Source organism: Streptomyces sp. NBC_01283 (genome assembly GCF_041435335.1).
Lineage (GTDB): Bacteria > Actinomycetota > Actinomycetes > Streptomycetales > Streptomycetaceae > Streptomyces.
The window spans coordinates 1,849,424-1,868,513 of the sequence record NZ_CP108430.1; the positions used below are offsets into that span (position 1 = coordinate 1,849,424).

The following is a 19,090-nucleotide window of genomic DNA, read 5'->3' on the forward strand; positions in this document are numbered from 1 at the left end:
GTCCCGTCGCGTGCGGTCAGCGGGCCGGGCGCAGGAGTGCGTCCGCGTTGCGGAGCGTCTCGCCCGCGACCCGTCCGCCGAGCTCCGCCCCGGCCTCGTCGGCCGAGCGGGTGTGGATGCCGGAGAAGATGCGGGCCTCCACGTTCTCGGCGGTCAACTGGTGCCAGTCGGTATAGGTGCGGGTCACGCCGGGCGCGGTGGGGCTGGTGAGGTCGTACGGCGCGGTGCGCGGGCCCGCGAGCGCCTCAAGGACGCCTTCGGCCGCGCCCGAGTACGTGGTGTGGCCACTCGGGTAGTCGGGGTGGGCGGGTGTGTCGTGCAGCGGCGTCCACGCCGGGTCCCGGCCGATGTCGCCGGTGCGGATCGCGGTGACCGGGCGCCAGCGGCGGTGGGCGTACTTGCTGTCGGACGTGGCGATCTGGGTGTCGACGGACGCGACGTGGAAGAGCGCGACCAGGCGGGCGCGGGCGGCGGGCGAGCGCGGGGAACGGTCCACGGCGACGCGCAGGGGTTCGGTGTAGAGCGCCAGCGAGGAGCCGTACCAGAAGTTGGCGGTCTCGTTCTGGCGCGCGGTGCGGCTGCTGCCCTCCTTGACGCCGTACGCGCGGACCTCGGCGAGGTCGGCCTTGTACCGCCGGGAGTCGAGCGCGGGCGGCGCGGGCAGCCGGTACTGGTCGGCGCCGCGCAGCACGAAGGGCTTGGCGAGGCGGTTGCCGTACTGGGTGGCGGGTGCGTAGGCGGGCGGGGTCGGCTGCCAGACGCCGGGGGCGGCGGGCGGCACGGTGAAGGGCGCGTTGACCGAGGCGGGGTCGAGTCCGTCGCCTTCGCGGGATTTCAGGGTCAGGGCGGCCTGGCGGGCTCCGGCGGCCACTCCCCTGTCCTCGGCGGGGCCGTCCGGGATGGCGTCGAGGCTCTTCTTGAGCGCCGCGTCGAGCTGCTGGGTGCGGGCCGGCGCGAGGGCGACGAGTGCGTCATGGACAGCTGAGGCGAGGGCCGCGTCCTGGTAGTCGCCACGGTCCACGCCTCGCGGGGTTGCTCCGGTGGCGCGCGCGGCGGACAGCCAACTGATCGCCCACGTGCGGTTGTTGGTGACCTGCGTAGTGGCGCCCGCCGTGGTGATGGTCTCCGCGGTCGTGTCGTACCAGTCGAGTGCGACGGACGTGCGCGGTGCGGCCGTGGGTGTGGCGGCGTCGGACGGTGCCGCCGCGGAGGCGGCGAGGAGAGCGGTGGCGCCGAGTGCGGTGAGAGCGGGGCGGGATCTGAGCACGTTCACGAACTCTCCTTGGCGTGAGCGGAGTCGGCGTACTGGCTGTCGGGGCGGGAGAGCCCGTAGTGGTCGCGCAGGGTCGTGCCCGTGTACTCGGTGCGGAAGAGGCCGCGGGCGCGCAGGATCGGTACGACCTGGTCGGCGAAGACGTCGAAGCCGCCGGGCAGGCCTGGCGGCATGACGTTGAATCCGTCGGCGGCCCCCTGCTCGAACCACTCCTGGATCTGGTCGGCGACCTGCTCGGGCGTGCCCGCGATGACGCGGTGACCGCGAGCTCCGGCAAGACGGTGCAACAGGCCGCGCACGGTGGGCTGTTCGCGGTCGATGATGTCGAGGATCACCTGGAAGCGGCTGCCGTTGCCGCGTTCTCCACCGGTCTCGATGAGCTCGCGGGGCACGGGACCGTCCAGCTGCTCGGCGGTCAGCCGCAGACCGAGCATGCGGTGCAGGAGCTGCAACGAGTACTCGGGCTGGGTGAGTTCGTTGTACTCGTCGTGCAGGGCACGGGCCTCGGCCTCCGTCGAGCCGATGAAGGGGCTGATGCCGGGCAGGACGAGCACCTTGTCGGGGTCGCGCCCGAGCCCCGCGGCCCGCTTCTTGAGGTCGGCGTAGAAGTCCTGGCCGTTGCCGAGGGTCTGGTGCGCGGTGAACACGGCCTCCGCGTACCGCGCGGCGAAGGCCCGGCCGTCCTCCGACGATCCAGCCTGTACGTAGACGGGGCGGCCCTGCGGTGTGCGCGGGGTGTTGAGCGGGCCGCGCACCTTGAGGTGCGGCCCTTCGTGGTCGATGGCGTGGATGCGGTCGGTGTCGGCGAAGAGACCCGTCTTCTGGTCGGCGACGAGCGCGTCGTCCTCCCAGCTGTCCCAGAGCTTGGTGACGACGTCGAGGAACTCCCTTGCCCGGTCGTACCGTTCGGCGTGCACGGGATGCGCGCCGAGGCCGAAGTTGAGGGCCGCCTGCGGGGCTCCGGTAGTGACGATGTTCCAGCCCGCACGCCCCCGACTGAGGTGGTCGAGCGAGGCGAAGAGGCGGGCCAGGTTGTACGGCTCGCTGTAGGTGGTGGACGCGGTCGCGATGAGTCCGATGCGCCGCGTGACGGCGGCGATCGCCGAGAGCCAGGTGAAGGGCTCCAGGCGGAAGCGGCTGGCGTAGCGGACGTTGTCGGCCAGTGCGGGGCCGTCCGCGAAGAAGATCCCGTCGAACGTGGCGGCCTCCGCCCGCCGTGCGAGGTCCTGGTAGAAGTCGATGTCCAGGATCCGCTCGGGGTCGGAGTCGTGGTGCCGCCAGGCGGCCTCGTGATGCCCGCCCGGGTAGACGAAGAGGTTGAGGTGCAGCTCGCGGCGGCTCATGCGACGGCCACCTCCTCCTGCGCCGCACGGTCGGCGCCATCGGCGCGCACGGGCTCGCCGCCGGACGCGTCGTCTCGTACGGGATCGTCGCCGGACAGGTCGACCCCCAGCTGCCGCAGCAGCCTTCCCCGCAGCGCCGCGTACTCCGGGCTCCCCTGGCCCCGGGGCGCGGGAAGGTCCACCCGTACGTCGGCCGCGATGCGCCCCGCGTCCAGGACGACCACCCGGTCGGCCAGGGCGATCGCCTCGTCGACGTCATGGGTGACCAGGAGCACGGCGGGGCGGTGCGCCTCGCAGAGGCGTCGCAGCAGGGCGTGCATCCGGATGCGCGTGAGCGCGTCCAGCGCACCGAACGGCTCGTCCGCGAGCAGGAGTTGGGGCTCACGGACCAGCGATCGGGCGAGCGAGACCCGCTGTTGTTCGCCGCCCGACAGGTCCGCGGGCCAGGCATCCTCCCGGCCGGCGAGACCCACTTCGGCGAGCGCCGCGCGACCGCGGTCCCGTGCTCCGGCGCCCGTCAGACCCAGTACGACGTTGTCCAGGACCCGCTTCCAGGGCAGCAGCCGTGCGTCCTGGAAGACCACCGAGACATCGCCGGGCGCCGAAAGCTCCCCGCTGCCCGCGACCTCGTGGTCGAGCCCCGCCAGGGCGCGCAGAAGTGTGGATTTGCCTGAGCCACTGCGGCCGAGGAGCGCCACGAACTCGCCTGCGGCGATGGACAGTTCGAGCCCGTCGAGGACCTTCCGGTCCGCGAAGGAGCGGACCAGACCTTCGATGCGGACAGCCGTCCCCTCGGCCGTCAGCCCGCCAGTGTGCGTCGCCATGACAGCGCCTTCCTCTCCACGAGCCGTACGAGTGCGTCCGAGACGAGGCCGAGGAGGCCGTACACGACGAGGCCGACGATGATGATGTCGGTCTGTCCGTAGGTGCGGGCGAGCTCCATCATGTAGCCGATGCCGCTGGTGGCGTTGACCTGCTCGACCACGACGAGCGAGAGCCACGCCGCGGTGACCGCGAACCGCATGCCGAGCAGGAAGCCGGGCAACGCCCCCGGCAGGACCACATGCCGCACGAACCCGGCCCGTGAGAGCCCTACCGTCTCGGCGAGTTCGGCGTAGCGGCCGTCGATCGTCCGCAGCCCGTTGTGGGTATGGATGTAGACCGGCACGAACACGCCGAGCGCGATGGTGATTACCTTCATCGACTCGCCGATGCCAAACCAGAGGATGAGCAGCGGGATCAGCGCGAGCGACGGGATGGCCCGCTTGATCTGCACGGGTCCGTCGATGATGCCCTCGCCGATCCTGCTGAGCCCGGCGGCGATCGCGAGGGCGAGCCCGGCCGCGGTGCCGAAGAGCAGCCCGAGCAGGGCGCGTTCGGCGGAGGTGGCGAGGTTCGACTGGAGCCTCCCCTCGGCGATCAGATCACCGGCGGTACTCACCACGGTCCAGGGCGCGGAGAGGTTGCGGGCGTCGATGAACCCCGCGGCGGACCCCACTGACCAGAGCGCGAGCAGGAGCAGGGGGCCGATCGCCCAGCCGTACGGGACGGGCCTGCCGGGACCTAGCCTGCGACGGCGCGGCCGGCGGCGCGCCGGGGTCACGGGGCGGGTACGGCCGGTGGAGGTGGAGGCCTTGGTCAGGGTGGACGCTTCGGCGCTCATGTTCCCTCCCCAGCAGTGGAGTTGACGGCACCGATGCCCGCCTTGACGGCGTCCGCGGCGACCGACTCGTAGCGCCGGTCGAAGAGGACCTCCGCGTCGAAGCTCTTCTTGCCGGTCTCCTTCGCGAGCAGGTCGACGGTCTTCTGCTGCCGCGCGACGGCGGAGTCCCAGTCGGCCGGAATGTCGGGGTGGCCGACACCCTTGACCAGGTACTCGCCGTCCTCGCGGGTCAGGCCCTGGTCCTTGACGTAGTAGCCGGCGATCCACTGGTCGGGGTGCTTGTCGGCCCAATCGGAGGCGCGCGCCCAGGCCTTCACGAACTCTCGGATGGCCGCGGCCTTCTTGGGGTCCTCCACCGACTCGGTCGGCACCCACAGATGCCCCGGGTCGTCCCGCAGCCCGTGGCGGATCGTCTTCGCGCCGTCCTTGCCGTACTTCGCCGGATAACGCTTGATGTTGACCCCGCCGATCGGGGCCGCGTCGACCTGGCCGTTGCCGAGCGCGGACGGGTAGACGTCGCCGGTGCTGGGCAGTTCGACGAGCTGTACGTCGTCCTTGGTGAGCCCGGCCTTGGCGAGGATGCGCAGGACGAGGGCGCCCTGGGCCTGGCCCGGACTGTAGGCGATCTTCTTTCCGCGCAGGTCCTTCAAGGTGTCGATGTCCGCGCCGGGCGCGATGCCGATTTCGTACGTGGGGTGCTTCAGCGGGTCTTTGCGGAATTTGGCGGCGACCAATTTCGTGTCGAGTCCCGTCCAATGGGCGTGGATGGACGGTATTTCCGCGGCGGAGCACACATCGAGGGAATGTGCCCGGAATGCCTCGGAGCACTGCGGGCCGCCGCTGATGTTGGCCCATTTCACCTTGAAGGGAAGCTTGTCGAGCTGCCCGGAGAGTTTCAGGGCGACTTGCGTTTCCGGTGCGCCGATGGTGAGCGTGGTGCCCGGATCCACTTTCTCCGGGATCTTGGCGGAGACCTGCTTGGCGTCGACGGTCGTGGTGGACGCGCCGTTGTCGGCGCATCCGGCCAGGAGCAGCGGGGCGAGGAGGGCAGCGCCGAGCGCCACCCGTTTATGTGTGGGCATGACTTCTTTCCCGGAGTGCGGACCTTCACGGAAGTGTGAGACTGAAACGAGCGCTGAAACGTGCGCTGAAACGTGCGTTCCGAAGGTCAGCTACACAGAGCGGTGGCGACGCGCATCAGATCAACAGCGCGCCGCTGCTTGAACCGCCGGGATATTCGCATGGCGTAGAAACTAGCCACGGCGTCGAGAGAGGGTCAAGCCATCTCACCTGCCCCGGCTTTCCGGAAACGCAGCCTTCGCACTCCGGCCATACGTACGTCACAACACCCCGCAACGACACCCTGTCACGGCACCCCGTCACACGCGGCCGTACCTCGCGGCATCCAGGCCGGCGGCTGCCGGGATCTCATTCACGCCAATATTCACGCCCGCGACCTCGCGCCGCTTCCACGTCACGGGAGCCGACCGTAATATCGCCCGCCGGATACGGGAGTTACTTACGGTAAGGGGGCCGGGTCATGGGGTACTCGGGAGCTGCGGGCAGTACGAGACGGACGTTTGTCGCGGGGGCGGCAGCGGCGGGTGGCGTGGCCGCGCTGGGGGCGGGGGCGCTGCCCGCGGCGGCCGGTGACCGCGCCCCGCGGACGGATCCGGCGAAGATCTCCGTGGCCGTCCTCGGCGGCGGCGTCGCGGGCCTGACCGCGGCCCATGAGCTGGCCGAGCGCGGCTTCGCCGTCACGGTCTACGAACGCAGGGCGCTGGGCGGCAAGGCCCGCAGCATGGACGTACCGGACAGCGCGAAGGGCAACCGCAGGCCGCTGCCCGGGGAGCACGGGTTCCGCTTCATCCCGGGGATCTACCACAACCTCCCGGACACGATGCGCCGCATCCCCTTCCCCGGGAACGCGAATGGCGTCTGGGACAACCTCGCGGCACCGCGCGAGATGTCCTTCGCGCGCACCGGACGCGAGGACATCCGGATGCCGATCCCGTGGCCCGGCAGCGAGCCCGAGAAGCTCACCCTGGACGACATCGCGCGGGCGCTCACCGCGCTCCTCGACACCGCCTTCAACCTGCCCGTGCACGAGGTCGCGTACTTCGTGAACCGCGCCCTGGTCTTTCTCACGAGCTGCGACGAGCGCCGCGACGACACCTGGGAGTCGACGCCCTGGTGGGAGTTCGTGCGCGCCGCGAAGATGTCCAAGGACTACCAGCGCATCCTCGCGATCGGCGTCACCCGCAACATCGTGGCGACCAAGGCCGAGGTGGCGAGCACCCGCACCGTCGGCACGCTCGGCGAGGCCTTCGTCTTCAACGCGCTCGGCCAGGGCGCGGACGGCCCGCCGGACCGGCTGCTCGACGCGCCGACGAACGAGGCATGGATCGACCCGTGGGTGACGCATCTGAAGTCGCTGGGCGTGGAGTTCCGGATCGGCTGGAGCGTGCGGCAGCTGGGCTTCGCGGGCGGGCGCATCACGAAGGCCGTCATCGAGGACCCCGACGGCGTACGACGTGACGTCACCGCCGACCACTACGTCCAGGCCATGCCGGTGGAGCACGCGCGCAGGACATGGAGCGCCGAACTCAAGGCAGCTGACCCTCAGTTGGCTCGTTGCGACAAGCTGCAGACGGACTGGATGACAGGCATTCAGTTCTATCTGACGGAGCGTCCGCCGGTGGTGAAGGGCCACTTCAACTGCATCGACTCGCCCTGGTCGCTCACCGGCATCGCGCAGGCGGGCCACTGGCCGGACCGTGACTTCCCCTCCGACTACGGGGACGGCGTCGCGGTCGAGTGCCTGTCCGTGGACATCTCCGAGTGGGACAAGCCGGGGATGCTGTACGGCAAGACCGCAAAGCAGTGCACGCGCGACGAGGTCGCCAAGGAGGTGTGGGCGCAGCTCAAGGCCGCGCTCAACGACACCGGCAAGGTGGTCCTGAGCGACGGCAAGCTGCACTCGTGGTTCCTGGACCCGGGCGTCGGCGGCCTGGGGACGCCGAACCCGACCAACGAGGACGAGCTGCTCATCCACCCGGTCGGCACCCTCCACAACCGCCCCTCGGCCGCCACGAAGATCCCCAACCTGTACCTGGCGGGCGACTACGTGGCCGTACCGATCGACCTCGCGACGATGGAGGGCGCCAACACGTCGGCGCGCCAGGCGGTGAACGCCCTCCTGGAGAGGACCGGCTCGGATGCGGCGCCGTGCACGGTGACCTCCTTGTTCCGCGCCCCCGCCATCGAGGCCCTCAAGCGCCACGACCGCACGCGCTACCGGTTCGGTCTGCGCAACGCCCTCGATCTGGGCTGAGGACGGGAGAGGGCGAGGAGAAAGGACGGGAGAGGGCAGGAGAGGGGCGCTAGATCCCGGGAGAGCAGGGGCGTACGGGGTAAGAAGTCCGTATGGGAACGCGGACACGGACACGACGCATGACGGTGGCGGCGGTGGCGGCCGTCGCCGCCCTGGCCCTGGCGCCCGGCTGCACGCTGAGCAACACCGAGGGAGGCGACGGAAACGTGCCTCCGGGCAGCGGGGGACGCGTACTCGCCGTGAAGATCGACAACGTGGGTCCGGCGCGTCCGCAGACCGGGCTCGACGCGGCCGATGTCGTGTACGCGGAGCAGGTCGAGGCGGGCCTGAGCCGCCTGATGGCGGTGTACGCGGGGCGGTTGCCGCCGGTCATCGGCCCGGTGCGCAGCGCGCGGGAGACGGATCTGGAGCTGCTGCGGCAGTTCGACGACCCGGCTCTCGCGTTCTCCGGGGCTCAGTCCAAGCTCCTGCCGCTGATCTCGACCGCTCCCCTGCGACCGCTGTCTCCAGGGAAGGCGCCGGGTAACGCGTACTTCCGTGGCAGCGGCAAACCGGCCCCGCACAACCTCTTCGTACGCCCGAAGGCCCTTGGCGCCGATCCGGGCGCCGGAGGCCTGCAGAGCACGGGCTTCCGCTTCGGCCCGCGCCCCAAGGGCGGCACTCCGGAACGGGAGCGCACCGTGCGCTTCCCGGCGGCGCGGTTCACCTTCACCTGGGCCGCCGCGCAGAAGCGCTGGCTGGTTTCCATGGACGGCGCGCGGGCCCGTACGTCCGACGGCGGGACGCTGGCCGCGTCGACGGTCGTCGTGCAGTACGTGAAGGTGCGCGAGTCCCGGTTCCACGACCGCTCGGGCAACAACACGCCGTTCACCGAGACCGTCGGCTCGGGGAAGGCGCGGGTCCTGCGGGACGGCCGTGCCTACGAGGCGCGCTGGGAGCGGACCTCCCCGCAGGACGGCACGGAGTTCACGACGGCGGACGGCGGCGAACAACTGCCGTTCGCCAAGGGGCAGGTGTGGGTGGTGTTCGCGAAGGCGTGACTCAGCCGCGGTGGGCGGTGACGGGCTCGGCGGGGTTGCGCAGGCCCTCCGCCGCGTTCGAGACCCGCTGGATCAGGTCGAAGAACACGCTCTGTTCGTCCGCGGAGAGCGGTCCGAGGAACACCTGGTTCATCCGGGCCGTCCGCACGGTCAGCTTGCGGTGCGTGCGCCTGCCCTCGTCAGTGAGGTGCAGTAGATACCGGCGGCCGTCCTGCGGGTCGCGCACCTTGTCGAGCAGCTCGCGGCGGATGAGGCGGCTGATGACCTCGGCGATGGTGGAGCGGTCGAGGCCGACCCGCTCGCCGACGGTGCGCTGGTCGAGGCCGGGCTCGGCGACGAGCGCGTTCAGGACGGCGAACTGCGGCGAGGTGATCTCCTCGGAGACCATCGTGTTCCACAGCAGATAGTGCGCCTGCTGCAGACGCCGGGCCAGGTGCCCGGGGTGGGTGGTCAGGTCCACCGCGGCCATGAGTTCCTCCACTGCCTTGGATCCGGCGCCTTGGGTCTGGCGTTTTCTGTAGGTGCACTGAACAGTACTCGCCCTTGACGGCCCAGGGAACGAGTGGCAGCGTACGTGCAACCTCATGAAAATAGTCAGTGCCCTGATTAATGGGCGGGGCATCGAAGGCCTGGAAGAGATGGGGCTCGACGGATGGACAAGGTGGTGGCCTCGGCCGCCGACGCGGTGGCCGACGTGGCGGACGGCTCGTCCCTCGCGGTGGGCGGGTTCGGGCTGAGCGGTGTGCCCGGCGTGCTGATCGGGGCGCTGTACGAGGCCGGTGTGTCGGGCCTGCGGGTGGTGTCCAACAACTGCGGGGCGATGGAGTCGGGTCTTGCCGTCCTGCTCTCGGCGGGCCGGATCGCCCGGGTGACCGGGTCGTACATCGGCGCCAACAAGGAGTTCGCCCGCCAGTACCTGGGCGGCGAGCTGGAGGTGGAGATGATCCCGCAGGGCACGCTCGCCGAGCGACTGCGTGCGGGAGGCTGCGGGATTCCCGCGTTCTACACGCCGGCCGGGGTGGGCACGCAGGTCGCCGACGGCGGACTGCCGTGGCGCTACGACGGCTCGGGCGGGGTGGCGCTCGCCTCGCCCGCCAAGGAGGTCCGGGAGTTCGACGGGCAGGAGTACGTCCTGGAGCGCGGCATCCGCACCGACTACGCGCTGGTGCGGGCCGCGAAGGGCGACCGGCACGGGAACCTCGTGTTCAACAAGTCCACCCGCAACTTCAACCCGCTGGCCGCGATGGCCGGACGGGTCACGATCGCCGAGGTGGAGGAGCTGGTCGAGCCGGGCGAGATCGACCCCGACGCGGTGCATCTGCCGGGGATCTACGTCCAGCGGGTCGTCGAACTGACCCCGGAGCAGGCGGCTGACAAGGGCATCGAACGGCGCACGGTCTCCGCGCCCGAGGCACGAGGGACGGTGAACGGCTGATGCCCTGGACCCGAGAGCAGATGGCTGCCCGCGCCGCGCGCGAGCTGCGCGACGGGCAGTACGTGAACCTGGGCATCGGACTGCCCACGCTGATCCCCAACTACCTCCCCGAGGGCGTCGAGGTGGTCCTGGAGTCCGAGAACGGCATCCTCGGCGTCGGCCCGTACCCCACGGACGACGAGGTGGACCCGGACCTGATCAACGCGGGCAAGGAGACGGTCACCGTCCGCCCCGGGGCCTCCTACTTCGACTCCGCGCTGTCGTTCGGGATGATCCGCGGCGGCCACATCGACGTCGCGGTGCTCGGCGCCATGCAGGTCTCCGCGCGCGGGGACCTGGCCAACTGGGCGATCCCCGGCAAGATGATCACGGGGATCGGCGGCGCGATGGACCTGGTGCACGGTGCGCGCACGGTGATCGTGGCGATGACACACACCGCCAAGGACGGCTCCCCCAAGATCCTGGAGGAGTGCGCGCTGCCGCTGACCGGCCGGGCCTGCGTGAACCGGATCATCACCGACCTCGGCGTCCTGGACATCACCGAAACCGGCCTGGAACTGGTGGAGTTGGCGACCGGAGTCACCCCCGGCGAGATCACCGCCCGGACGGCGGCCAAGGTCCGCATCCCCGAAGCCGTCAGCTCCGGCGCTCCGGACGCCCTCGCCGAGGGAACCGGTCATGAGCCCGCGTGACGTCCACGTCGTCGACGCCGGGGCGCGGCTCGGCGGGACCGTCGCCCCTCACCTCGCCCCTCACCAGCAGCCGTACTCACGGAGACTCACGGAGCCGAGAGACATGCCCCTCACCGAACCCCTGCCCGACGGGCTGAGCCAGCGGGAGATAGACACGGAGGTCGCCAAGGCGCAGGCCACGGCGGCGCCCTCCGACCATCCGCCGCGCGACTACCCCCCGTACCGCAGCAGCCATCTCCGCCACCCCAAGCAGCCGCTGATCCCGCTGCGTGACCCGGAGGCCGTGGAGCTGAGCGGTCCCGCGTTCGGCGTCACCGACATCACGGCGCTCGACCGCGATCTGACGCGGCAGCACCTGGGCGAGCCGCTCGGCGAGCGGATCACCGTGTCCGGCCGCGTCCTCGACCGCGAAGGGCGCCCGGTTCGGGGCCAGTTGGTCGAGCTGTGGCAGGCCAACGCGTCCGGCCGGTACGCCCACCAGCTCGACCAGCACCCGGCGCCGCTCGACCCGAACTTCACCGGCTTCGGCCGCTGTCTGACCGACGACGAGGGGGCGTACTCCTTCACGACGATCAAGCCGGGTGCGTACCCGTGGCGCAACCACGTCAACGCGTGGCGTCCCGCCCACATCCACTTCTCGCTCTTCGGCACGGCGTTCGCGCAGCGCCTGGTGACGCAGATGTACTTCCCGGGCGACCCGCTCTTCCCCTACGACCCGGTGCTGCGCTCGGTCACCGACGAGTCGGCGCGACAGCGCCTGGTCTCCGCCTACGAGCACGATCTCTCCGCCCCCGAGTGGTCACTCGGCTACCGCTGGGACATCGTCCTCGACGGCCCCTCCGCGACGCTTTTCGAGGAAGGCGACCACCACTGATGCCGTACGCCCCCACCCCTTCCCAGACCGTCGGCCCCTTCTACGGCTACGCGCTGCCCTTCCCGCGGGGCGGCGAGGTCGCGCCGGCCGGCCACCCGGACACGGTCACCCTGCACGGGTACGTGTACGACGGCGCGGGCAATCCCGTCCCCGACGCGCTCATCGAGACCTGGCAGCCCGCGCCCGACGGCTCCCGCACGGGCGCGCCGGGATCACTGCGGCACGACCCGGTCTCGGGCGAGGTCATCGGCCGTGACGGCGTCGCGTTCACCGGGTTCGGCCGCGTGCCGACCGACGCGGACGGCCACTGGACGGTCCGTACGCTCCCGCCGGGCGGCGTCTCGTACATCGCGGTCGCGGTCTTCGCGCGCGGCCTGCTCCACCACCTCTACACGCGCGCCTATCTGGTCGACGAGCCCGGCGACCCGCTCCTCGGCTCCCTCGACCCGGCGCGGCGTACGACGCTGATCGCCCGCCCCGAGGCCAGCCACACGTACCGTTTCGACATCCGCCTTCAGGGTGAGGGCGAATCGGTGTTCCTGGAGTTCCCGTGAGTCCGGCGAGTCCCATGAGTTCAGCGAGTCCAGTCAGCCCAGTGAGTCTTGAAGGTGTCGACGTCGGGCTTCTCGCCCCCGGGCGAGCGGGCTCACCGGCCGAGTCCGCGACGGGCGACACGGCCTTCCTGCAGGCGATCCTTGACGCGGAGGCGGCGCTGACGCGGGCGCAGGCCGAGGCGGGCCTGGCCCCCGCGGAGGCGGCGACGGCCGTCACCGCCGCGGCCCGCGCCGACCGTTTCGACGTACGCGATGTCGCGCTCCGCGCGCGGTCCGGCGGCAATCCGGTGATCCCGCTGGTCGCGGACCTGACGGCGGCGGTGCCCGCGGAGGCCGCGCCGTACGTCCATCGCGGGGCGACCAGCCAGGACATCCTGGACACGGCGATGATGCTGGTCGCGCGGCGCACGCTGGACCTGATCCTGGCGGACCTGGCCCGCACGGAGGCAGCGCTCGCCCGCCTCGCGGCGGAGCACCGGGACACGGTGCTGCCGGGTCGCACCCTGACCCAGCACGCGGTCCCGACGACTTTCGGCCTCAAGGCTGCGGGCTGGCGCGCGCTGACCCTCGACGCGCGGGACAGGGTGCGGGCGGTGCGTGACGCGCTCCCTGCCCAACTGGGCGGCGCGGCAGGCACGTTGGCTGCTTTCGGGGCGTACGCCGACGGCGCGGACGCGGGGGCGCTCCCGGCGGACGTCGGCACCGGCACCGGCACCGGCACCGGCACCGGCACCGGCATCGGCATCGGGGAAGCCCTCGTCCCGGTCTACTCCCGGCATCTCCAACTGGCCGCGCCCGCCCTCCCCTGGCACACCCTCCGTACCCCGGTCGCCGACCTCGCCGCGGTTCTCGCCTTCACCGCCGGAGCCCTGGGCAAGGCGGCCGTGGACATCCTCACCCTCGCCCGTACGGAGATCGCCGAACTCTCCGAGGGAGCGGGCGGCGGTTCCTCCGCCATGCCCCACAAGGCGAACCCCGTGCGCTCCACCCTTGTCGTGGCCGCCGCGCGCCGCGCCCCCGGCCTGGCCGCGACGCTCCACGCGTCGATGGCCGCCGAGGACGAACGCCCCGCAGGTGCCTGGCACGCGGAGTGGGAATCCCTGCGCGACCTCCTCCGCACGGTCGGCGGCGCGAGCGCCCACGCGGCGGAGCTCACCGAGAACCTCCAGGTCCACCCGGAGGCGATGCGCGAACACCTCGGCCTCACGCACGGGTTGATCGTCTCCGAACGTCTCACCGCGGAGCTGACGCCTCTCCTGGGACGGGCCCGCGCGAAGGAGCTCCTCACCTCGGCGGCCCGCCGCACCCGCGACCAGGGCAGGACCCTCCTGGAGGTCCTCGCCGAAGAGCCCGAGCTGTCGGCCGTCGACCTCACCGAACTCACCGACCCCGCCCGTTACACCGGCTCCGCCGGAGCCCTCACGGACCGAGCCCTGGAGCGACGATGACCGTCAAGCTGCCGCACCACACCACCGAGGGCGCCCCGACCGCGCCGCCCCTCCTCCTCGGCTCCTCCGTCGGCACCTCCACCGCTCTGTGGGACGCCGTGGCGCCCGAACTCTCCACCACCCACCGGGTCGTACGCTGGGACCTCCCCGGCCACGGCAAGTCCCCCGCCGACCTGATCGGCCCGGGCGCGACCGTCGCCGACCTGGCCGGCCTGGCTCTCGCGCTCGCCGATTCGCTGGGCATCGACCGCTTCGCGTACGCGGGCGTCTCCCTCGGCGGCGCGATCGGCCTGCACCTGGCCGCGCACCACCCCGAGCGGGTCGAGAGCCTCGCCGTGATCTGCTCGTCGGCGCACTTCGGCGGCCGCGCCCGCTGGGAGGAGCGCGCGGCACTCGTGCGCCGCGAAGGCCTGGCCACGCTCGCGGAGAGCGCGCCGGAGCGCTGGTTCACCCCCGGGTTCACCGTGCCGGGCCTGGTGGACGACCACCGGAACACCGACCCCGGCGCGTACGCGGCCTGCTGCGACGCGCTGGCGGCGTACGACATCAGGGAGTCGCTGGCCACGATCACCGCCCCCACCCTCGTCGTCGCGGGCCGCGAGGACCCGGCGACGCCGCCCGCCCACGCACGCGAGATCGCCGACGCGGTGCCCGGCGCCTCCCTCACGGAGCTGGCGGGCGCCTCGCATCTGGCGCCCGCGGAACGGCCGGATGCCGTGACCGCCGCGCTGCGCACGCACTTGACGGGCGCCGCCGCGAGCGGAATGGCAGTGCGCCGCGCGGTACTCGGCGACCCTCATGTGGACCGCGCGCAGGGGAACACCACGCCCTTCACGGCCCGCTTCCAGGACTTCATCTCCCGCTACGCCTGGGGCGAGATCTGGACCGACCCCACCCTCGCGCACCGCGAACGCAGCATGATCACCATGACCGCGCTGGTCGCGCACGGACACTACGACGAGCTGGCCATGCACGTCAGGGCGGCCCGCCGCATCGGGCTCACTCCGGAGGAGATCGGCGCGGTGCTGCTCCAGAGCGCGGTCTACTGCGGGGTGCCCGCCGCCAATTCGGCATTCGCGGTGGCACAGCGGGTCCTCGCCGAGGAATAGCGGGGCAGCGGTCCGGGGCCGACCCTTTAAGCTGCTGCTGATCAGGGGGATCAGGGGATTCAGGGGTTCAGGGGACTCAGGGGTTCAGGGGAACTGGGGGCAAGAGGCGATGAACGACGCTGCTGAGGTGTTCCAGCCGCTACAGGCTGATGATCCGCCCGTGGTGGCCGGCTATCGTCTCGCGGCCCGGATCGGCGCCGGGGGCATGGGCCGGGTCTATCTGTCGCACACGCAGGGCGGCCGGCCGGTCGCGATCAAGGTGGTGCGGCCGGAGCTGGCCGACGACCCTGCCTTCCGGCGGCGGTTCGGGCGGGAGATAAAGGCGGCCCAGCGGGTCCGGGGCGCCTACACGGCCGAGCTGATCGACGCCGACGCGGACGGCGTGCCGCCCTGGCTGGCCACGCTGTACGTGCCGGGTCCCTCGCTGACGGAGGCCGTGGCCCGGCGCGGACCGCTGCCGGTCCCGGCGGTGCTGTGGCTGGTGGCGGGGATCGCCGAGGCGCTCCAGGCCATCCACGGCGCCCGCATCGTGCACCGGGACCTGAAGCCGTCGAACGTGCTCCTCGCCGCCGACGGGCCGCGAGTGATCGACTTCGGCATCTCGCTGACCTCCAGCGCCACTTCCGCGTACACGGCCACGGGCTCCGCCGCCGGTACTCCCCAGTTCATGGCTCCCGAGCAGGCGTCCGCGGGCGAGGTCACGGCGGCCACCGACGTCTTCGCGCTCGGCCAGACAGCGGCGTTCGCGGCACTGGGCGAGCCGCTGTACGGGGACGGCCCCTCGGTCGGTGTGCTGTACCGGATCGTGCACTCGGAGCCGGATCTCTCTCTGCTGCCCGCGCAGCTCCGGCCGCTGTTCGCCAAGTGCCTGGCCGCCGATCCGGCGGAGCGGGCCACCCTTGCGGAGATCGTGGAGTGGTGCCGCCAGCGGCTTGGGCGGGACACCGACCCGGGCACGGGCCTTGCCGTCTGGCGGGACGTCATGGGACCGGAGGTCAGGGTTCCGGCGCCGGTGCCGCACCCGACCCCGGTGCACACGCTGCCGGTGCCGTCCGCGTACCCGCTTCCCTCGCACCCGCTGTCCTCCCAGTCACCGTCCTTTCAGTCGATGCCTCCGCAGTCGTTGTTCGCGCCGCCGCAGGCGACGACCCGGCCGACGGGGCCGGACGAGCGGCGGTCACGCCGAAGACGCAACGCGCTCATCACGGGCATCGTGACGGGGAGTGCGCTGCTGGTGATGGGCCTGACGTGGGCGGTCATGGACGCGACGGACCTGCTCCGCAACGGGGACACGTCCTCGAAGTCCGGGTCGGAGGCCACGGGACGGTCGCCGGGGTCCACGTCCGGAGGGGCGGATTCGGCGGCCGGTGACGCCTCCGGGACCGATGAGAACTCGGCGGCCGGTGACGGGAGCGGCCGGTCGGGCGACGCGCCGAACCCCTCCTCGAAGTCCTCCTCGGACGCGTCCACCCCGCCGCGACCCATCGCGTACCCCCAGGAGTGGTTCGACGAGAAGAACTCCGTGAGCCTCAAGGAGCCGGTGGACCGCAAGGACCGCAAGGGCGACCTCCGTTTCGTCTGCGGGGAGGAGAACTGCTCGCTGGAGAGCGACAAGAGCCTGATCACGCTGCTGTACAGCAAGCCGGGTGCCACCCTCGATTCGTGCCGGAGCGTCCTCAAGGGCGCCGACAGCCACGACCTCCCGCTGGCCGCGGTGGCGGCCGGGAGCGAGATCTGCGTGAAGAATCCCTCCGGGGACATCGCCCTGCTGGTGGTCCAGGTGAAGTCGACCGCGCTGCCGCAGGGCGGGTTCAGCTTCCTGACCGCGGACATGACGGTCTGGCGGGCGGGCCGTAACGCCTCGTAGCACCCGCGCAGCGCCTATGTGGCGCTGCGCTCGCTCGCCTCGCGGTACCGCCGCTCCATCGCGTCGACGAACGCGTCGTCTCCCGGCCGCCCCGCCCGCAGCAGGCGCCACCAATGCTCGATGCTCCAATTGGCCGGTTCCGTCGCCGCGATGAACTCCTCGACGAGCGAGAGGAAGCGCACGGGATCGGCGTGAAAGGGGAAGTGCCCGGCGCCCTCGAAGATCTCGAGGCGGCTGTCGGGCATCGCCTCGTGCGCGGTGTACGCGTGGTCGACCGGAAGGACGCCGTCCCTGTCGCCCCAGACGAGGAGCGTGGGCATGCCCTGGGCGAGGTAGCAGCGGTCCAGCATCGTGACCACTTGGCCGCGCCAGTCGACGACGGACCGCAGCGTGCGGATGAACGCGGCCCGCGCCCACACGTCCGGCAACGCGTCGACCAGGCCCATCAGTTCGGGCGCGTCCTGCCCGAGGCCGGTGTCGAGCAGCCGCAGCAGCGCGACGACGGCCCGCACCGGCAGACCGGCGCCGGGCAGCCCGAGCAGGGAGAGCAGCAGCGCCGCGCCGGGCAGCGAGACACCCCGCAGCACGGGGGTGACCTGTGGGCCGACGCCTCCCGTGCTCACCAGGACGAGCCGGTCGACGCGCTCGGGGAACTGGTAGGCGAACTGCATCGCGACCCCGCCGCCGAACGAGTGCCCGACGAGGGTGACCCGCTCGATGCCGAGTACGCCGAGCAGGTCCCGGACTCCGTTGGCGTACGCGGCCACCGAGTAGTCGGCCCGGGGCTTCTGGGACGCGCCGTGACCGAGCAGGTCAGGGGCGATCACCGTGTGGGTACGGGCCAGTCGGGGGATCAGCGGGGACCATGTCGCCGACGAGTCGCCGATGCCGTGGATCAGCAGGATCGCCGGGCCCTCACCCGCCATGCGGTACGCGCGCCGGTAGCCGTGCACGGTGTGGAACCGCAGGGCACAACCGCTCTCGTCGCCCCCGCTCTCGTCACCGGTGGGAAGCCGCCTGGGCTGGAAGGGCAGGATCCGCGCCATGGGCCGGAGTGTAGGGGGGCTGCGCGGTGCGGTGGTTTCGGCGGGGTTTCGGGTGGCGCAATACGGGCGCATCGCCGCCGTGTTGCTGTGCGGAGGCGTAGAACCCCAGGAACATGTCGACACCAGCGACGATCAGACGGCCCGTCAGGTCTTCGCTGATGTCGGTCCCGTACGAGCCGAATCCCAGGTGCGGGAAGACCAGCAGGGAGTAGAGCTGGATGACCGCCGCCTCCATGTCGGGGACGGTGAGCCGCCCCCGGCCGGCGAGTTCGCGCAACGCGCCCGCGATCGCGGGGCGGTGGCTCTCCGGACCACGCGTGCCGTACGTCGCTGGAGAACTGGGTGGCGCGGCAGAGCACGGAGGGCACGGAACCGGTACGGGTGGCGTCGGATGCCTGACGGCCGCTCACGCGCCGGACGAGCTCGGGCCGAACCCGTCCGGCGGCTCCCGGCGGCTCCCTCCGGCTACCGCGCCCCGTACACCGGCTGCGGCACCTGCGCGTCGGCGAGGAGCTTGAGCGCCGTCTCGCCCGCCTCGGCCGGGGTCCAGCGGGCCCCCTTGTCGGCCGTCGGACCCGGCCGCCAGCCCTCCATGACGGTGATGCGCCCCGCTTCGGCCTCGAAGACACGGCCCGTGACACCGGCGGACGCCTCGGAGCCGAGCCACACCACCACCGGTGACACGTTCTCCGGAGCCATCGCGTCGAAGCCACCGCCCTCGGGCGCGGCCATGGCCTCCGAGAAGGTCTGCTCCGTCATCCGCGTCCGCGCGGCGGGCGCCATGGCGTTGACCCGCACTCCGTAGGAGGCGAATTCGGCGGAGGCGACCATGGTGAGCCCGAGGATCCCGGCCTTGGCGGCGCTGTAGTTCCCCTGCCCCACACTGCCCAACAGGCCCGCTCCGGAGCTGGTGTTGATCACGCACGCGCGCCGCGCACGCCCCGCTTTCGCCTCGCCGCGCCAGTATGCGGCCGCGTGCTTCAGAGGCAGGAAGTGCCCCTTCAGATGGACGCGCATCACCGCGTCCCAGTCGTCCTCCTCAAGGTTGACCAGCATCCGGTCCCGAAGGAAGCCCGCGTTGTTCACGAGGGTGTCGAGGGCTCCGAACGTGTCGAGGGCGGCCCGCACGAGGGATGCGGCGCCCTCGGACGTGGCGATGTCGCCGCCGTGTGCGACGGCCTCGCCTCCCGCCGCGCGGATCTCCTCGACGACGTCGTGCGCGGGTCCGCCGGACGCCCCGGAGCCGTCGGGCCCCACCCCGAGGTCGTTGACGACGACCTTGGCGCCTTCGGCGGCGTACGCGCGCGCGTGCGCACGGCCGAGGCCACGGCCCGCGCCCGTGACGATCACGACGCGGCCCGCGCAGATTCCCGTGCCCGGCTTGTTGGCTGAGGTCATGCGGAACTCCTCGG

The 19,090-nt window shown here is 71.8% G+C and carries 18 protein-coding genes; 9 read left to right on the plus strand and 9 right to left on the minus strand.

Features of this window, described 5'->3' with window-relative positions:
• Window positions 1–16: 16 nt before the first annotated feature.
• The 5 genes from OG302_RS08460 to OG302_RS08480 are packed head-to-tail and all read right to left on the minus strand — an operon-like array spanning window position 17 to window position 5,361.
• The gene (locus tag OG302_RS08460) at window positions 17–1,273 is read right to left on the minus strand and encodes a vanadium-dependent haloperoxidase (protein ID WP_371526187.1); all 1,257 of its coding nucleotides are present in this window, start codon (window positions 1,271–1,273) and stop codon (window positions 17–19) included.
• Window positions 1,270–2,616 carry an LLM class flavin-dependent oxidoreductase gene (locus OG302_RS08465; protein WP_371526188.1) on the minus strand — a complete coding sequence of 449 codons (1,347 nt, stop codon included), beginning with the start codon at window positions 2,614–2,616 and terminating at the stop codon, window positions 1,270–1,272. The genes OG302_RS08460 and OG302_RS08465 overlap by 4 nt, the downstream gene beginning before the upstream one ends.
• Window positions 2,613–3,440 carry an ABC transporter ATP-binding protein gene (locus OG302_RS08470; RefSeq protein ID WP_371526189.1) on the minus strand — a complete coding sequence of 276 codons (828 nt, stop codon included), beginning with the start codon at window positions 3,438–3,440 and terminating at the stop codon, window positions 2,613–2,615. The genes OG302_RS08465 and OG302_RS08470 overlap by 4 nt, the downstream gene beginning before the upstream one ends.
• Complete coding sequence (locus OG302_RS08475) at window positions 3,416–4,279, minus strand: ABC transporter permease (RefSeq protein WP_371526190.1); 864 nt, start codon at window positions 4,277–4,279, stop codon at window positions 3,416–3,418. The genes OG302_RS08470 and OG302_RS08475 overlap by 25 nt, the downstream gene beginning before the upstream one ends.
• Window positions 4,276–5,361, minus strand: coding sequence for an ABC transporter substrate-binding protein (locus tag OG302_RS08480; RefSeq protein ID WP_371526191.1), 1,086 nt, complete (start codon window positions 5,359–5,361; stop codon window positions 4,276–4,278). The genes OG302_RS08475 and OG302_RS08480 overlap by 4 nt, the downstream gene beginning before the upstream one ends.
• Window positions 5,362–5,819: 458 nt before the next feature.
• On the opposite strand from OG302_RS08480, the gene OG302_RS08485 reads away from it, so the two are divergent.
• Together OG302_RS08485 and OG302_RS08490 are read left to right on the plus strand one after the other, a co-directional pair.
• Window positions 5,820–7,613: an FAD-dependent oxidoreductase gene (locus OG302_RS08485; protein WP_371526192.1), complete on the plus strand. Its 1,794-nt coding sequence runs from the start codon at window positions 5,820–5,822 to the stop codon at window positions 7,611–7,613.
• 92 nt (window positions 7,614–7,705) lie between these two features.
• On the plus strand, window positions 7,706–8,653 hold the full coding sequence (locus tag OG302_RS08490; protein WP_371526193.1) for a DUF3048 domain-containing protein: 948 nt from the start codon (window positions 7,706–7,708) through the stop codon (window positions 8,651–8,653).
• A 1-nt stretch (window position 8,654) separates the two neighbouring features.
• Here OG302_RS08490 and OG302_RS08495 read toward each other — a convergent pair whose 3' ends face one another.
• A complete protein-coding gene (locus tag OG302_RS08495) occupies window positions 8,655–9,122 on the minus strand; it encodes a MarR family winged helix-turn-helix transcriptional regulator (RefSeq protein WP_371526194.1) in 468 nt (155 codons plus the stop codon).
• A 183-nt stretch (window positions 9,123–9,305) separates the two neighbouring features.
• On the opposite strand from OG302_RS08495, the gene OG302_RS08500 reads away from it, so the two are divergent.
• From OG302_RS08500 to OG302_RS08530, 7 genes are all read left to right on the plus strand, one after another.
• Window positions 9,306–10,088 carry a CoA transferase subunit A gene (locus tag OG302_RS08500; protein ID WP_371526195.1) on the plus strand — a complete coding sequence of 261 codons (783 nt, stop codon included), beginning with the start codon at window positions 9,306–9,308 and terminating at the stop codon, window positions 10,086–10,088.
• A complete protein-coding gene (locus OG302_RS08505; RefSeq protein WP_371526196.1) occupies window positions 10,088–10,780 on the plus strand; it encodes a CoA transferase subunit B in 693 nt (230 codons plus the stop codon). The genes OG302_RS08500 and OG302_RS08505 overlap by 1 nt, the downstream gene beginning before the upstream one ends.
• Window positions 10,781–10,883: 103 nt before the next feature.
• Window positions 10,884–11,654 (plus strand): protocatechuate 3,4-dioxygenase subunit beta, encoded by a 771-nt coding sequence (gene pcaH, locus OG302_RS08510; protein ID WP_371750056.1) that lies wholly within the window; start codon window positions 10,884–10,886, stop codon window positions 11,652–11,654.
• Complete coding sequence (gene pcaG / locus OG302_RS08515) at window positions 11,654–12,208, plus strand: protocatechuate 3,4-dioxygenase subunit alpha (RefSeq protein WP_371526197.1); 555 nt, start codon at window positions 11,654–11,656, stop codon at window positions 12,206–12,208. Before pcaH ends, pcaG begins: the two co-directional genes overlap by 1 nt.
• A gap of 14 nt (window positions 12,209–12,222) precedes the next feature.
• Window positions 12,223–13,656 (plus strand): 3-carboxy-cis,cis-muconate cycloisomerase, encoded by a 1,434-nt coding sequence (gene pcaB, locus OG302_RS08520; protein ID WP_371526198.1) that lies wholly within the window; start codon window positions 12,223–12,225, stop codon window positions 13,654–13,656.
• Entirely contained in the window at window positions 13,653–14,765 is a 1,113-nt protein-coding gene (gene pcaD, locus OG302_RS08525; protein WP_371526199.1) for a 3-oxoadipate enol-lactonase, read from the plus strand. Before pcaB ends, pcaD begins: the two co-directional genes overlap by 4 nt.
• Window positions 14,766–14,874: 109 nt before the next feature.
• Window positions 14,875–16,632 (plus strand): protein kinase, encoded by a 1,758-nt coding sequence (locus OG302_RS08530; RefSeq protein WP_371526200.1) that lies wholly within the window; start codon window positions 14,875–14,877, stop codon window positions 16,630–16,632.
• 14 nt (window positions 16,633–16,646) lie between these two features.
• On the opposite strand, the gene OG302_RS08535 is transcribed toward OG302_RS08530, so the two are convergent.
• The 3 genes from OG302_RS08535 to OG302_RS08545 form a co-directional block, all read right to left on the minus strand.
• Window positions 16,647–17,678 (minus strand): alpha/beta fold hydrolase, encoded by a 1,032-nt coding sequence (locus tag OG302_RS08535; RefSeq protein WP_371526201.1) that lies wholly within the window; start codon window positions 17,676–17,678, stop codon window positions 16,647–16,649.
• Window positions 17,632–17,955, minus strand: coding sequence for a hypothetical protein (locus OG302_RS08540; RefSeq protein WP_371526202.1), 324 nt, complete (start codon window positions 17,953–17,955; stop codon window positions 17,632–17,634). The genes OG302_RS08535 and OG302_RS08540 overlap by 47 nt, the downstream gene beginning before the upstream one ends.
• A 188-nt stretch (window positions 17,956–18,143) precedes the next feature.
• Window positions 18,144–19,076: an SDR family oxidoreductase gene (locus OG302_RS08545; protein ID WP_371526203.1), complete on the minus strand. Its 933-nt coding sequence runs from the start codon at window positions 19,074–19,076 to the stop codon at window positions 18,144–18,146.
• Between the last annotated feature and the right edge of the window lie 14 nt (window positions 19,077–19,090).